The organism is Ferrovibrio sp. (genome assembly GCF_965278975.1).
In the GTDB taxonomy this organism is placed as follows: domain Bacteria; phylum Pseudomonadota; class Alphaproteobacteria; order Ferrovibrionales; family Ferrovibrionaceae; genus Ferrovibrio.
On record NZ_OZ257126.1, the window covers coordinates 3,034,372 to 3,052,144 of the forward strand.

The window sequence follows — 17,773 nt, forward strand, 5'->3', positions numbered from 1 at the left end:
GATGACCCGCGTGCTTTTTGGCAAGGTGCTGTACTGGTTCTTCGTGGCGGCGATGCTGGTCTATTCGCTGTTCCCGATTTACTGGATGGTAGTGACCGGCCTGCGTGATCCCACCACGCTGTATTCCAGCATCAGCCTGCTGCCCGGACCGTGGTCTCTGCAAAGCTATGAAACGCTGCTGAGCCTCACCGACTATCCCGGCTGGTTCAAGAATTCGATGATCGTCGCCTTTGGCACCGTGGCCGTCACCATCACGCTGTCCACCCTGATTGCCTATGCCGTCACACGGCTGCATTTCCCAGGCAAGATGTTCGTGGTCGGCACCATGCTCTACGCCTACATGTTTCCGCCTTTGCTGTTGGCGATCCCGCTGGCGTCGCTGTTCGTCGCCGTCGGTATATACGATACGCTGGCCTCCCTGATTATCTCGCATACCACGATCTCGCTGCCGCTCGGCGTATGGCTGCTCTGGGGCTTCTTCAAGCAGATGCCGCAGGATGTGGAGGAGGCGGCGATGGTCGATGGCTGCTCGCGGCTTGGGGCTTTCCTCCGCGTGGTGCTGCCGCTCACCCTGCCGGGCATTGTCACTGTGGCGATTTTTTCCTTCCTGCTGTCCTGGACCGATTACATCTTTGGCTTCGTGATGATCAGCAATGATGCCAACAAGACATTGCCGGTGGGCCTGGAGACCATGGTTGGTCTCTACGAATTGCGCTGGGGTGAATTGATGGCCGGTTCGACGCTGATCGCGCTGCCGCTGTTCGTGATGTTCTCGTTCCTCAGCCGGTATTTCATCCGCGGTCTGGCGGCGGGTGCCGTCAAGGGCTGAGTCACTGCCGCATATCCAGGAAATCCAGTTATGAAGATCAAGCGCCTCGAAACCTTCGCTGACCAGTTCACCGGCTTTGTCCGTGTCACCACCGATGATGGCCGCGAAGGCTGGGGCCAGCTCTCGAATTACCAGTCGGATATCACCGCACAGATTTTCCATCGCCAGGTGGCGCGCTATGCACTGGGCACCGATGCCCTGGATATTGCCGGCCTGGTCGATCGCTTGCCGGAGATGGAGCATAAATTCACCGGCTCATGGTTGCTGCGTGCCATCACCGGCCTGGATACGGCTCTGTGGGATCTGCGCGGCAAGCTGGAGGGCAAGAGCGTCTGTGAATTGCTCGGCGGCACGCCGCGGCTGTTCCCGGTCTATGGCTCCAGCATGAAGCGTTCGATCACGCCCGAAGATGAAGTGGCGCGTTTCCTGCGCCTGCGCGATGCTCATGGTTTCTCGGCATTCAAATTCCGCGTCGGCCGGCAATGCGGCCATGATCAGGATGAATGGCCGGGCCGCACCGAGGCCATCGCGCCGGCCTTGCGCAAGGCACTGGGGCCGGATACGCGCCTGCTGGCCGATGGCAATAGTGGCTTCACGCCGAAGAAGGCCATCGAGGTCGGCCGCCTGCTGCAGGATAACGGCATCATTCATTTCGAGGAGCCTTGCCCCTATTGGGAACATGCCTGGACCCGCGAGGTGAAAGAGGCGCTGGAGCTGGATGTCACCGGCGGCGAGCAGGATTGCGACCTGACGGTATGGCGCTACATGATCGAGAACCGGGTCGTCGACGTGGTGCAGCCCGATGTCTGCTATATCGGCGGCGTGCATCGCTTCCTGAAAGTGGCCAAGATGGCCGAGGCCGCCGGGATGCTGGTGACACCCCATGCCGCCAACCAGTCCCTGGTCACCACCTTCACCCTGCATATTCTCGGCGCGCTGAAGAATGCCGGGCCTTACCTGGAATTCTCCATCGAGGGGCCGGACTTCTATCCCTGGGAGCAGGGCCTGCTGCGCAATCCGCTGCAGGTGAAGGATGGCATGGTGCAGATCCCCGAAGGCCCCGGCTGGGGTGTCGAGATCAATCCGGCTTGGCTGGAAAAGGCGCAGTACCAGGTCAGCGAATAGGACGCCCGGACTTTTTGATATTTAACCCGGACTCCATCCTATTATTTAAGAACGACTCGCAGTCCGGCGGGCAGACATTTTTGTTCTGTGCCGGAAAGCGGCTGGCTGGGGCTATTTACTGGCCGGCCTGGAGCGCCGTGGCTTTGGCTTCATGGCTATTAGAAGTGTATCCTTCATAATTCTACTCACGGCAGCTTTTGGCGGGGGTGGCGTAGCTCCGTGTCACTTTTCGTACAATTTCCACTCGCATATTTACTAATGGATGTGAAAATACGCATGGGTATTTTTCCGCGTGTGCCGCCTGATGCTTTTCCAGCATTGTGACGAAAAGTGTAATATATACATTAAGTTAGACTATTGCTCCAGACACATAGTTTTAGCTTGTCGGAACCCCGGCCCTATGCCAAAGAAACAGGCAGAGATTGTATCCTAAGGGGAAGGTCTGCGCCTGCATCGGCGCCTGATGCTTGTTTCCGGTTGAACAATGGCCGGTGGGCGGATGGATTCGTCTGGTTGCATTGCGTTGACGCTTAAGAAATAGGTGAGCGAAGTGCGGCCTTATCAGCGTGGCTCTGCGGAGCGGGGAAGCCTCATTCTGGCAGCGAGCTGGGCACTGGCTTTGGCGGTTGGATTGATGTCTGTGCTGCCAGCCATGCCGGCCTTCGCACAGGTGCCTTCCCAGCTTCCTTCCGGCGCCGTACCGGGCCGCGAATTGCCGCAGCCGCTGATGGTGGCGCCGCCGGGGCCGGGTGGCAGCATTGTTGTGCCGCGCGCTTCCGCCGCCGAGGCGCCTGCCGGCGCCGATCAGGTTTCCTTTACGCTCAGCGCGGTTGAAATCCAGGGCGCCACGGTTTTCTCCGCTGCCGAATTGCAGGCGAGTTATGCAGCCCTGATCGGCAAGCAGATTTCCGTCGCCGATGCCTTCAAGATCGCCAATGAAATCGAATTGAAGTATCGCGGTGCGGGGTATGTCACCAGCCGCGTGCTGGTGCCGGAACAGTCGATTGAAGGCGGCCGTTTCCGTATCGCCGTGGTGGAAGGCTTCATTTCCAGCATTGTGGTGCAAGGCGATATCGGCCCGGCCAAGGCCGCTGTCGAGCGACTGCTGGCGCCGCTGGTCAATGTCACGCCGGTGAATGTATCCGAGATCGAGCGCCGCCTGCTGCTTGCCAACGACCTTGCCGGTCTGACCGTCCGTGGCAATCTTGAGCCTTCGCCGGATGTGCCTGGTGCCTCGGTGATGGTGGTGAAGTCCGAGCGCCGCGACCTCGACACCTCGCTCACCTTCGACAACCGTAATTCGCCTTATCTCGGCGGCGCGGAATGGCTCGGATCGGCGGGCTGGAATTCTTTCGGCAGCAATGCCGATCAGCTCAACCTGCGGCTCAAGCAGTCCTCGCCATGGGGCCGCTCCTGGTCGGTCGGTGGCGGCTATAGCGGCCTGTTCAGCGATGATGGCCTCACCGCCAGCTTCAATTCGAGTTTCGCCCGTTCCTATCCGGCGAAGGAACTGAAGCGCCTGCAGATCCAGAGCGATGTGCTGACCAATGCCGGCGCGGTCACCTATCCGCTGATCCGCTCGCGCATGGAGAACCTGCGCCTCACCGGCGAGTTTGAGTACCGCATGGTGGATACCGATCTGGCCCAGGCGCCGTATAACCGCGACCGCCTGAGCATCCTGCGCGCCGGTCTCAGCTATGATCGCACCGATACATTCGATGGCATCAGCGCGATCCGCGCCACGATGCATCGTGGTCTCGATATCCTCAATGCCACCGATGGCGGTGACCCGCTGGCCTCGCGCAGTGATGGCCATAGCAGTTACACCAAGTGGACGCTTGACCTGACCCGCGTGCAGCAGTTGCCCGCCAGCTTCAGCCTGCTTGCCACCGCGACCGGGCAATACACCCGCACGCCGCTGCTGGCCAGCGAGGAGATCGCGCTCGGCGGCCCCAGCTTCGGCCGTGGCTTCGATACCGGTGAAGTTTCCGGCGACAATGGCTGGGCGGTTTCCGTCGAGCTGCGCTACACGCCGGAATGGCTGCAGGCGGCTTTCCCTGATGGCTTGCAGCTTTATGCCTTCGTTGATCGTGGTCAGGTCTGGAATATCGGCAGCGTGACGCCGACCAACGACCGCATCAATGTCACCACCGCTGGCGGGGGCTTCCGCGTCAATATCACGAAGAACCTGTTTGCCTCGCTGGAACTCGCCCGTGGCCTGGATAAGCCGCAGGCGACGATTTCCGACAAGCCGAAGGTCTTCTTCAGCATCAACACCCATTTCTGAGGCCGGTAGTATGGATCGCGCGCGCCACTTCACTTCGCCCCGCATTTCTGGCCACAGCCTTAAGTTCCGTTTGCTTGCATCTGTTACAAGTTTGTTGCCGCTGTCTGATCAGCGACCGAACCTTGTGGGCAGCAGTCGCAGCGCGCGGCGCAAGAGCGCGGCGCTTACCGCCGCTGCCGGCGCCTATGCACTGTCCTCGCTGATCACCGGCGCCCAGGCCCAGACCCTGCCGCAGGGCGGCAATGTCGTTGCCGGCTCGGCCAGCATCAACCAGGCGACGCCGAACTCGCTCAATATCGTCCAGACCACCAATTCAGCGATCATCAACTGGCAGTCGTTCAGCATCGGCGCCGGCCAGAGCGTGAATTTCCAGCAGCCGAGTGCTGCCTCGGTGACGCTGAACCGCGTCCTCGGCAATGATCCTTCCGCCATCTTCGGCACGCTCACCGCCAATGGTACGGTGATGCTGGTGAACCCGAATGGCGTGTTCTTCGGCCCCGGCTCGCGTGTTGACGTCGGCGGCCTGGTCGCCACCACGGCGAATATCAAGGATGCCGATTTCATGGCCGGTAAGTACCTGTTCGGTACGCCCGGCAATGCCAATGCCCAGGTGGTGAACCAGGGCGATATCAGCATCAAGGATACCGGCCTGGCCGCCCTGGTGGCGCCGCGGGTGCATAATTCCGGCGTGATCCGTGCTCGTCTCGGCAAGGTGGCGCTCGGCGCGGCACAGAGCTTCACGCTTGATTTCTATGGTGATGGCCTGTTGTCCTTCGGCGTTGGCGCCGAAGCCTCCAATGCCCTGGTGGTGAACAGTGGCCAGATCGCTGCCGATGGCGGTGTGGTGGAACTCTCCGCCCGCGCCGTCAAGGGCGTGATTGACAATGTGATCAACACTTCCGGCGTGGTGCAGGCGAAGAGCGTCGGGATGCAGAACGGCAAGATCGTTCTCTCTGGCGGTTCTGCCGGCAAGGTGGAGATTTCCGGCACGGTCGATGCCACCGGCGGCAATGCCGGCGAGACCGGCGGTAAAGTGGTCGCCACAGGTGCCGACATTTCGGTGGCTGCCGGCACCAGCATCAACGTTTCCGGTCAGGCCGGCGGCGGCCAGATCGCGCTCGGCAGCGATGGCAGCGGCGTGCGCGGCCGCGCTGATGGCATGTGGTCGGATACCGTCTCGGTGGCGGGCAGCGCGCAGCTCAAGGCCGATGCCATCGACAATGGCGATGGCGGTCTGGTCACCGTGCTGTCCAATGACCGCACGGTTTTCGCCGGCAGCATTTCGGCGCGCGGCGGCGCCAATGGCGGCAATGGCGGCTTCGCCGAGATTTCCAGCCATAAGGATATTCACCTCACCGGTTCGGCAGATTTGCGTGCGCCCAAGGGGGAGACCGGTACGCTGCTGATCGACCCGACGACGCTGAAGATCGTCAGCGGCTCGGGCGGTACCCAGGATACTGCCGGCAATGACGGCAACATCGCGGCGGGCGACAGCGACAGTGGCGCCAACACGATCTCTCAGGCGGTGCTGGAAGGCCTGAACGCCACCACCAATATCGTGCTGGAAGCCAGCGGCCTGATCACCGTTGATACGATGACGAACGGTGTGCTGAATCTGCAGACCGGCAGTGGCAACAGCTTTACGCTGCGCTCCACCACTTCAGGCGGCATCACCTTCACCGACGCGGCCACCGAAATCCGCACCAGCGGCGGCGCCATCAAGCTGGAGGCCAATGGCCCCGGCAGCAGCATCACCAATGTGGGCAAGCTGACCAGCAATGGCGGCGATATCTCGCTGCTGTCCACTGGCGCCGTAACGCTGGCCAACACCATCAATGCCGGTGCCGGCACCCTGACCATTCAGGCCGCCAACGGCGATATCACGGCCACCAGCAATGCTCTGGCGCGTGGCGCCGCCGTGAATCTGGTTGCCAGCGGCAGCATCGGTTCCGCCAGCCAGGCGCTGGCGTTGAATTCCGGCACACTCAGCCTGAAGACCGGCGGCAGCTTCTATCTGGCCAACCAGGCGGACTTCAACAGCCTGACGGTGAACACCACTCACGCCTCCACCAGCGCTACTGGCACCTATCAGCTCACGGCCAACGGCCAGACCTTCACCATCGCGGATTCCACCACCGAGACCGCCATTGCCTTTACCAATGGCGGCGGCGCCAATCTATCCTGGACCAGTGACCGCAGCCTGAAGAGCAATGGCATCGCGGCGGGCGGCACGGTCAAGCTGACATCCACCGGCGGCGATATCCTGCAAGGTTCCGGTGTCATCACCGGCACGTCGTTCGATTTCCTGGCCAAGGGCAGCAGCGGCACCAATGGCGCCATCGGCGCCAGCGGCAATGCCCTGGCACTGCAGAGCACAGGCGCTTCCAGCCTCAGCACGGCCTCTGGCTCCGGCAACACTTTCGTGTCCCAGGCCGGCAGCGGCAATCTCACCCTCAGCAGTATCGCCAATAGCGGCACCGGCAATGCCACCATCGAGGCGGCCGGCACCATCATTGTCGGCAATGTGGCGCTCGGCAGCTCCAGCCTCACCCTGAAGGCCGGCGGCAGCATCCTGAATGATGCCAATGCCGCCACCAGCATCACAGCCAATACCCTGAGCCTCACCGCCCAGGGCGGCTCCATCGGCACCTCTGGTACTGCGCTCACTGCCAGCGGCGGCACGGTCAGCGCCCTCAATGCGTCTTCTGGCGGCATCTATCTGAATACCGCCAGCACGGCCAATTTCAGCAATGTGGTTTCCGGCAGCGGCGCTATCCAGCTGAATACCGGCACGGGTTCGGCTTCCGTTACTTCGCTTACCGGCGATGGCACCAATGCGGTCTCGATCACTGCCACTACGGGCATCTCGATCGCGTCACTTAATGCCGGCAATGCGGATGTGACGCTGAACGCAACGGCCGGCTCGATCAGCAACTCCACCGGCGGCATCACCGCGAACAAGGTGACCGCTACTGCCGTTGGCAGCTCATCCAGCATCTCGCTGGCCTTGGCCACGATCAAGGAGCTGGTTGCCACTGCCGGTTCCAATATTTCAGTCACCAATACCGGTGCGCTGACGCTCAGCAGCATCACCAGCGGCGCCGGTAACATCACGGCCACTGCCTCTGGCGATATCACGGTCAACAAGCTGACCAGCGGTGTGAGCAACACCACTACGCTCACGGCGACGGGCGGCAGCATCATCGCTGCCACCGGCAACAAGATCACTACCAGTAGCCTGACCCTGACGGGAAATGCCATCGGCAGCACCGGCACGCATCTGAATACCTCGGTGGCTACCCTCTCGATCGACAATAAGGGCAGCTACTATATCGACAATACCGGTCCGCTGCTGACCTCGCTGACCATCAAGAATACGCATGATGGTTCGACGGCCAACACGCTGCACCTGACCGCGCCGGATATGGCCTACACGGTGACTGATGACGGCAGCAAGACCACGCTGTCGGAAATCAACAGCACGAATCTGACTGTTTTCAGCTTCACCAGCGACAAGACCCTGGTGGTGGGTCAGCTTGATCTTGAAAACGTCACCACGGTAAAGCTGTCCACTACCGGCTCGATCATCGACGACGCCAACAAGAATACGCGCATTACCGGTAAGGCGATCAGCCTCACGGCAAGCGAAAATGTCGGCGAAGGCGGCAATCTGATCGGCCTCAACACCATCTCGCTGGCGGTCAAGACCGGCGGTAACCTGCTGCTTGAGAACATCAACCACTTCAACGAACTTGGCATCGAGAGCACGCACAAGGATAGCGGCGTCGATTACACCTACACGATCAAGGCGCAGCATCTCGATTTCGCGATGACTGATGCCTCGGCCACCGGCTACACCTTCACGCGTGTGATCGATAGCGGCTATGGCGCCAATGGCAGCCTGAACACCTTCTCGTTCACGGGTGACCGCAGCATCGTGCTCGGTAATATCAACACCGGCACCAACAAGTATACCACCGAGCAGATGAGTGAGCCGACCACCACCAACCCGGCGGTCGCGTTCAAGTCCACCAACGGCCATATCAAGGACGATGGCAACGACACCACCGCGGTGCAGGCTACCTTTATCAGCCTGCAGGCTACCCAGGGCATCGGTGGTTCGGCTGGCAGTGCCGATATCGATGTGGTGGCCAAGGGGCTGGTGGCAGTGGCCAGTAATGGCGGCGTCTATATCAACGCCCTGCGCACCATCACCTCCGATGGCCTGAACACGCCGCTTGTACTGGGTGCAGCCGACCGCCTCGGCAACGGTTTCAGTGCTACTGGCGATATGGTCGTCAAGCTGGCGGTTGGCGATATCCAGATTGGTGCCGGCTCGCTCGGCAGTGTCATTGGCGCGGTTACCTTGCAGGCCACCGCGGGGTCGATTATCAATTCCAGCAGCAATACCATTGTTTCGGGTGGCAAGCTGACTTTGAGCGCCTCCGAATCGATCGGCAGCAGCACCGCTGCCGTCAGGTATCGTGCCTCTGAGATCGATGCTACTGCAACCTACGGATCAATCACGCTGTACTTCACCGGCGGCGGCGGCATCACCACCAGCAAGCTGAACGACATCTCGTCTGCCGGCAGCCTTGCGGTTGGCAGCGACAGCAGCAACAACATCACGCTGGGTAGTATTCTTGTCAGCAACAGCGGCAGCAGCATTACTATCAGTGGCGCCGCCAATATCAACGATGATGGCAATGATGCCACCCTCATTCGCGGCAACGAAGTCAGCCTGACGGCCCAGACCGGCATCGGCAATACCGCACAGGTCAAGCTGGATGCCACGAAGCTGACCGTTTCTTCCGGCGGCGCGGTGAATGTTACCTCGTCCGATACGCTGACCAACCTGACCGTGACCCGGGCGACCGCAACCGGCGGCGTCTCGATCACCGGCCAGGGCCAGTCCTTCACGCTGGCGGAGACCAGCAGCCTTTACACCCTCAGCGCGCTGACCAGCTCCAGCGATCTGAACTTCACCCTCAATGCCCAGGGCAGCAGCAAGACCGTGCAGCTTGCGGCCGCCAGCGTTGGCAGCGGTGGCAAGTTCACCGTGGTTGCCGATGGCGGCATCACCAGCAACGGCAGCGGCAGCGACAAGATTACCGCCGGTGAAGTCAGCCTGAAGGCAGGTTCGACATCGTCCATCGGCGCGTCGGGCAGTGCCATCCAGGTCAACAGCAGCAAGCTGACGCTGAATGCCGGTCGCAATATCTATGTGAACAGCGCCCTGGCGCTGACCCATGTCTACGTCACCAGCACAAACGCCACCACGGCGAGTGGCACGGCGAGCAATTTCGGCATCACCGGCGCCTCGGGTGCCGTCATATCGATTTCCGATAGCGGCACTGCGCAGTCGGTTGATGTTACCGGCAACATTACCGATTTCAGCCTGATCAACCAGAAGAACATCTCTGTTTCAGAAATCGTTGCCACGGGCGCTGTGGTGCTGACCACGGCAAGCGGGGGTGCCAATTCCAACATCACCATGTCCGGTGGTGGTGCAATTACGGGTTCCAGCATCACTTTGTCGGCGAATGGAACCGGCACTGGCAATGGCTCCATCGGCACCAGCACTAGGTCGGTGAAGACCCAGGCCGCCACGCTGAACCTCACCAGCAATGGCAACATCTATATTGACAACAGCAGTGTTGCACTCACCACGCTGAGCGTGACCAGCACGCACAAGAGTGTGGCCACCAGCGATATCAATACCTACAGCTTCACCAATGTTGGCACCGGGCGTTCTGTTTCGATTTCGGAAACCGGCGGCACGCAGAGCGTGGCCATGAGTTCCGGCTCCGGCGCGATGGATTTCAGCTATGCCGTCGACCGCGCCATCAGCACCGAAACCATCGATGCCGGCACCAGCAGCACGGGCAAGATCACGCTGACCTCCACCGGTGGCGCCACCGGCGTGGCTGGCGTCATCGACCGCAGCAGCGGTACGTTGACGGCTGGCGAGATCATCCTTTCTGCCAATGTCAGCACGAATTCCGCTGTCACGGCTACGACTGCCACCCAGAAGTTGAGCCTGACCACGGGCGGCGATCTCAACGTTTCCAATACCGGCACGCTGACCGATCTGACCCTGGGCCTCAGCGGCAAGAAGAGCAGCACCAGCTATACCCACAGCCTTTCGTCCACCGGCCTGACCTTCACGGTCGATGAGGTGGTCCAGAGCAGCAGCCTGAGCGCTTTCAAGCTCACCACTATTTCCCAGAGTGGGCTGAACCTCACCGTCAATACCGACCGGACCATGCAGGTCGGCACCGTCAATATCGGTAGCGGAACAGCCAAGCTGACGGCCGGTACGACTTCGGGCAACACCTTCAACGGCGCTGCCATCAATTCCGTGAATACATCCAGCCTGCTCACTGCCGGTCGACTCGAAATGACCGGAAGCAGCATTGGCAATGCGACGTCTGGCCAAACCATCTTCTACGGCAATGTTGGCACGCTGAAAGCGACGGCGACGAGCATCACCTACCAGAATGCAAGCAGTCTGGCGCTGGATGGCATCAGCACCAGAACTACTAATTCCACTGGTTCCGTCACGCTGACGGTGAGTAGTGGTTCGCTGACCCAGGCGAGTAGTTCCACGGAAAAGCTGTCGACTGGCAGCCTGAATCTCAAAGTGGCGAATGGCAGCATCGGCACCAGCGGCACAGCGCTGCAGATCGAGGCCGACCAGCTTACGCTGACCAGCGGCCTGAATGTCTATTTCAACAACAGCGCCGATCTGGCCAAGCTGGACTGGACGCTGACACATTCCTCCACCAGCAACAGCTACGGCATCACCGGCAAGAACCTCTCAGCGACCATCGGCACCAGCAGCGCTTCCGGCTCCACCACCTTCACGAACTTTGTCGATACCTCGGGCCTCGATTTCAGCCTGTCGGTGGATACCAACCTGGTGCTCGGCACGGTCACCGCGCAGTCGGGCCACGCGCTGAGCTTCACCACCACCGGCACCACCAAGAATATCACCACCGTTAATACGTCTCGGTCGCTGGCGGCGGACAAGGTCAGCCTCACCGCCACGGGCAGCATCGGTGTTTCCGGCACCGCGATTCAGACCACGGCGCGCGATCTCTTTATCAACACCGTGGGTGCCGTCCATCTGAACAACAGCACGGTTGATCTGCAGACACTGTCGATTACGAGTACGCAGGCTACTGGCGGTACGGCGCCGACCTTCGGTATCACCGGCCAGAATCTCACCTTGTCGATAGCCGAAACTGCCGGCAGGGCAGCGGTGGAGGTGACCGACACCACCGGCCTGGATTTCACCTTCACCACCGTGCGGCCACAGAGCCTGGGTACGATAGATCTGACCAGCGCCGGCACGCTCAGCATGACTTCTTCCGGCAGCATCCTGAGCAGCGGTCCTGGCGTCACGGCCGGCAGCATCACACTGACGGGCACCTCGCTGGGTGAGGATGGCAACCTCCTCGCCATCAATACCCCCCTGCTGACGCTTGCCACCGGTGGCGATGTCTATATCGCCTCCGGCCAGCATCTCGAAAAGCTGAAGCTGACCAATTCCACCTCGACCAGCACCGCCAACCGCACCTTTGCCATTACCGGCATCAAGCTGGATGGCACCATCGGTATGGAGGTAGCGGGCAGTTTCTCCAATGCCGGCGGTGCTGTATTCACCAGTATCACCGACACCAGCGGCCTGGATTTCGAGTTTGTCGCCAGCCATGCCGTGACACTGGGTACAGTGAATCTCGGCAAGGCGAACCTGTTCACGGTGACGGGCAACAGCGGTATCAAGGAGACAGATGGCACTTCTAGCATCCTGGCCGGCAAGGTAACGCTGAGTGCCGCGTCCGGCGCAGTGGGCCAGGCTTCTGGCACCGGCGGCGGCCTGCTCGATATCACCGCATCCTCGGTTGCCGTCACTGCCAATAATGGCGCTTATCTCGATCTCAAGCAGAAGACGCAGGTTAATATTGTCTCTGGCGGCGCCAGCGAGGTGAAGTCGAGCGATGGCGATCTGGCCTTCGGCAGCGTCGATATGAACGGTGCGGCGCTTACCATCAATGTGACGAATGGTTCGCTCATCAGTGGCAGTCTCGGCAATGCTGGTGCCCTGAACATCACGGCATCGGGCGCCATCGGCAGCCAGGACAGCAAGATCACCACGAGTGCCAATAGTGGGGGCACCACCACGCTTACCGCCAGCGCAGGCGGCGGCATCTATCTCAATGAATCCTATAACCTGACCGTGTCGTCGATGACGGCTGGTGACGATGTGGCGCTGCAGGTCGGCAGCAGTGGCTCCAGCAACTTCACCCTTGCCGGTGCGCTGACTGCCACTGGCAAGTCGGTGGCCATCACGGTGAATGGCACCGGCAGCATCAAGTCCAGCACCGCCAGCAGCATCGATGCGGCCTCGCTGACCCTGAAAGCGGCCGGCGGCTCGATTGGTGAGTCGACCAGTTCCACCACCAAGATGAAGACCACGGCGACGAATCTGTCGCTCTACAGCAGCAAGAATATCTATGTCGCCGGCAGCAACGATCTGACCGATCTGTATATAGACCGTGCGGCGCAGTCGAATTCCAACAGCAACAGCAGCGGCACGATGGAGATCACGGCAACCAGCCTGACCTTCACCGCCACCGATAACGGCACCGCCACCACCTTGACCAATGTGACCGATACGACGGGGCTGAATTTCTCGTATCTGTCGCGTGGCAACATCATCGTCAACAAGATCGATGTCGGCAGCGGTAAAGCTCTGTTCAATGCCCAACAGGGCAATAGCAGCACGGCTGCCACGATCACCGCCACCGGCACCAACAAGATTACCGCCGGCGATCTGACGCTGACCACCAATACCAGTTCCGGCTCCGCCATCGGCAGTTCATCCACGGCCCTGGGCCTTAGTGTTTCCAGCCTCACGGCCAGCACCAGCGGCGATCTCTACGTCAAGAATGCCGCGGGGATGAGCGTCTCGGCCTCGAACAGCAGTGGCGATATGAGCATTGTCGCCGATACCGGCGACCTGACGCTGACGTCGCTATCCATGTCCTCCGCGAAGGCGCTGACGCTGAAGGCGACCACGGGCGGCATCAGCTATGGTGGTTCGCTAACGGCGGGCAATAGCGGCAGCATCACGCTGGAAGCCGCCAACAGCATTGGCTCGGCTGCCGATGGGCTGAATCTCAGCCTTTCGGGTACGGCCAGCCTCAATACCAAGGTGACCGGCACTGGCGGTATCTATCTCGATATCTCCGGCAGCCCGACGGGCGGCATCACGGCTTTGGCCAATAACGGCCCGATCACGATCAATGGCAGCGGCAATCTGAAGATCGCCAGCGCCACGATCACCACCGATGCCCTGGGCAACGATATTGCCATCCGCAGCACCGGCGGCAGCCTCACCCTGGCCACGGTTACGGCGGGAGCCAATTACGGCGCCGTGTCGATCATCGGCACCTCGATCATCAGTGATACGGTCTCGGCTGTTACCGGCAGTAATGTGCTGGTGAAGGCGACCACCACCGGCATCGGCGTTTCGGGCACCCCGCTTGTGGTTGGCGGCAAGTCGGTATCGCTGCAGTCCAACAATTCGGCGATCTATGTCAAGACCAGCAGCGACACCACGCTGACGTCGGTCACCTCCGGCACCGGCCTGATCAATATCACCCAGAGCGGCGGCCTGCTTTATCTCGCCAGCCTGGTGAATACCGGCGGCATCTCGGTCACCTCTGGCGCCAATACTGTGGTGGTTGGCGCGATCAATGCAGGCACCGGTGCGGTCAGCATTATCGCCAGCACCTCTGGTGGCAAGGTCCTCGATGACGGCCTGACCACTACCCGGATTGTGGGCGGCGCGCTCACCCTGACCGGCAGCGAAGCTGTTGGCACCAGTGCGGCGCATATGCAGACCACGGCGACCTCGCTGTCGGTGGCGTCGAATGTCAACGGCTCTGGCATCTATATCGATGACAACAGCACCAGCGCGATCACGCTGAGTGTTCGCGCCCGCGCCGGCAATGCCGAGATCACCACGGCCGGCGCCACCACGGTCACGCAGCTCAAGGCCGATGCCGGCAGCGTCAAGCTGGCCGGTAGCAGTGGCGATATCACGCTCACTACCATTGAGGCTGATACCACCAGCGGCACCGCCGAAATCACCTCGGCCGGCAAGATCCTGGGCGGCACCACCAGCGGCGATCATGTCACTGCCCACACCCTGAAGCTGACTTCGGCCAGCGGCATCGGCACGCTTACCGATTTCGCTGCCGGCACCGGCACGGCCGTGAAGGTGAATGTCACCAGCATCGATACGCTGGAAGCCACCGCCGCCAACAGCGTGATCAACATCGCCAAGACCGGTGCTCTGTCGCTCAATGGCGGCCTGCTCAGCATCGGCAGCGGCGGCAGCGCTTATATCGCCGCCACGGGTAACCTGACGCTGACCCATGCCGTTGGCAATACGGTCACCAACCTGGCACTGGTATCCGGCGGCACGCTCACCCTGCCCAATGCAACGCAGTCGGTGACCGGCACCCTGGTGCTCAGCGGCACCACCGATGTGGTGAAGACCGGCGGCGCTGATCGTACCTTCACGCTTTCCGGCGACGCCTTGAAGTTCAGCAGCGGCGCGGCTGGCGGCGATACCAAGCTGGTCACCACCACCACCAGCCTGGATGCCAGCCTCACCGGCACCGGCAACCTGACCGTGGAAAACACCGGCAACCTGTCCACCGGCAAATTCTCCACCAGCAATGGCGATATCACGGCCACCAGCAGCACCGGCATCACCGCCACCAATGTAGTGGTCGGTGGCACCAACAAGACGGCCACGATCAAGGCCACCACGGGCGATGTTACCGCCACCACGCTCAATGCGGGCGGCACCGGCACGATCAAGCTGGTGGCCGAGGCCGGCTCGGTGCTGATGGGCACCACGCCGTCCTTGACCGGCAACACGCTTGATATCACCAGTTTTGCCGGCATCGGCAGCTCGGTGAGTCCGTTCACCACCAGCTTTGCCAACTTCGCTGCCAAGGTCACCGGCACTGGCGATATCCATCTCGGCTTCAGCGGCGCTGGCACCACCGGCACGCTGATCACCACTGATGGTGATATCTATGTCACTGCCGCTGGCACACTGACCGTGGATGGCAGCAAGATCACGGCGGGCAACAGCGGCAACCTGTCGCTGAAGTCGACCGGCGCCGTGTCGCTGACCAACGGTTACACCAACAATGGGGCCAATACCGCCAAGTCAGGTGTGAGCATCGAGGGCAGCAATATCTTGCTGTCCGCAATTAATACGTCGGGCGCCCAGAGCTACAAGGGCAACACCACTGCCAATGGTAATCTGACTGCCAAGTCGATCCAGGTTACCGGTGAACTCTACACCGAAACCAACCTCACCTTTGATACCAGCGCCGTTAATGGCGACATCAATGTCACCGGCCAGTTGGATGGCCGTACCAACAATGTTTCTTTCACGGCGGGTACCGGCAAGGTCACCTTCGGTACTGACGCCTTCAACCTTGGCACGCTCAGCATCTCGGCGGGGAATATCAGCCTGGTTGGCGTTGCCTCGGAGGGTACCCAGAGCTACACCGGTGCCACTGAGACCAAGGGCAACCACAGTTCCAATAACGCCGCGATCAACTTCAACGGCGCCACCAAGCTGCTGGATGAAACCACCATCAGCACGGCTGGCGGTGCGGTGAACTTCAACTCCACGCTGGATGGCGCCAGCAAGCTGACCATCAACAGCGGTGCTGGCGATGCCAAGTTCGTCGGCGCGGTGGGCAACACCACACGGCTTGGCGAGTTGATTGTCAATTCGACCGGCGCTACCAGCTTTGGCGGCGTGCTCAAGGCGAATTCGGTGCTAACGAACGCTGGCGGTACATTGGCAATCAATGGTGGCTCGGTGGATACCACAGGTACTCAGGAGTTCAACGAAATCGTTGTGCTGGGTGCCAATACCACGCTTACCGGCACCACGGTAACGCTGCATAAGGGCGTGCAGGGCATCGCCAACCTGGCGATCACCGGCAACCTGGTGTTGAATGACAAGCTGAGCGCCGATTCCAACCTGGGCATCCTCACGGTCAGCGGCACTTCGGCGCTGAACCATGCCACGATCAACACCACCGGCGCTCAGACCTTTGAAGGTCTGGTCACGCTGGGCCAGGACACCACCTTCACCGGCACCACGGTCACGCTGAATGGCGGCGCGGCTGGCGCCACCAAGGCATTGTCCATCGTTGGCAATGGCAGCCTCAAGGGCGATATCGGTACGGGCGCGGCGCTCAGCTCGATCTCGGTCAGCGGCACCACAACCCTGGCCGGCGGCACTATCGTCACCAGCGGCAACCAGGGCTATACGGGTGCTGTCAATCTCACCGGCAATCATGTGCTGACCACCAATAGCGGCCAGATAACCTTTGGCAGCACGGTGGATAGCACCAGCCACAGCAATCTGACGCTGAACCTTGGCGATGTTGCGCATAGCTTCAGCCATGCCTTCGGCACCACCAATGCGCTGGGTGTGCTGACCATCAGTTCCGGCAGCAATGGCAGTGTCAGCTTCAACAGCAATGCCCATATCAAGACCACCGGCGATCTGATCTTGAACAACATTGCCACGCTGCTGCTGCCGGCCAATATCGATGCCGGCGGTGCCATCACCATCGGCGTCCTTACCAGCAATACCGGCGAACCGCAGGCTATCAGCGGCATCACGCCGACGCTGGCGGCCGGCGAGGTGAAGATCAAGGCGGGTGGCAATATCGTGATGGCCGGCCTTTCGGGCAGCGAAACCGATCTGACGATCAGTTCCAGCGGCGGCTATATCAAGATCGGCAGCAAGAACACGGATGAGAGCGGTCCGCAGCCGACCAAGAAGATCGTGGTCAAGACGCTGAAGTCGGATCAGGCCAGCAGCATCAACATGTACGGTACCGTGGCTGATCGTTCCGATGCCACCGCGGCCTATATCGTCGGTCCGCTGAAGGGGCCGCCGTATTACATCAATGACATGCGCTGGGGCCCGATTGAGAACCAGGTGACGATCCCGCAGAGCGTGGTGCCGCCGATCACCACGATCCCGACCTCGCCGCAGGCCGGGGCCTTGTTCACCCGTACGGTGGATGCCGGCGGCCTGAATCCGAACGCGATTGCTCCCTTCCTGGCGCCGAATGTGCTTAACTTCTCAAGCGCACCGACCTTCACTGTGGCGCCTTCCGTCCCGCAGGGCGGCGGCGTGAACCCGACCGGCGTGGTACCGTCTTCCAGCGGCGCACCGCTCGGTACTGGTTCTGGTGGCGGATCATCGCAGAGTGGCGGGGCCAACCCGACCGGCGTGGTACCATCTTCCAGCGGCAGCCCGGTCGGCGGTACTGGTGCCGGCGGCAGCGGTGGCGCAACCGGCGGTAGCCAGCCCGGCCAGCCGAACTCCGATCAGCAGCAACAGCAGCAGCAGGGTGCAGCAGCGCAGTAAACTGCTATACTGCTGCCATGCCGCGTAAGTCGAAAAG

4 protein-coding genes are annotated in these 17,773 nt (G+C 61.1%); all 4 read left to right on the top strand.

Features of this window, described 5'->3' with window-relative positions; translation table 11 throughout:
- The first annotated feature begins 1 nt into the window (after position 1).
- Positions 2-829: a carbohydrate ABC transporter permease gene (locus tag ACQY7X_RS14525; protein WP_428246133.1), complete on the top strand. Its 828-nt coding sequence runs from the start codon at positions 2-4 to the stop codon at positions 827-829.
- Between the two features lie 30 nt (positions 830-859).
- Complete coding sequence (locus tag ACQY7X_RS14530) at positions 860-1,954, top strand: mandelate racemase/muconate lactonizing enzyme family protein (RefSeq protein ID WP_428246134.1); 1,095 nt, start codon at positions 860-862, stop codon at positions 1,952-1,954.
- Between the two features lie 634 nt (positions 1,955-2,588).
- Entirely contained in the window at positions 2,589-4,241 is a 1,653-nt protein-coding gene (locus tag ACQY7X_RS14535) for a ShlB/FhaC/HecB family hemolysin secretion/activation protein (protein ID WP_428246135.1), read from the top strand.
- 124 nt (positions 4,242-4,365) lie between these two features.
- Positions 4,366-17,736: a filamentous hemagglutinin N-terminal domain-containing protein gene (locus tag ACQY7X_RS14540; RefSeq protein WP_428246136.1), complete on the top strand. Its 13,371-nt coding sequence runs from the start codon at positions 4,366-4,368 to the stop codon at positions 17,734-17,736.
- The last annotated feature ends 37 nt before the right edge of the window (positions 17,737-17,773 follow it).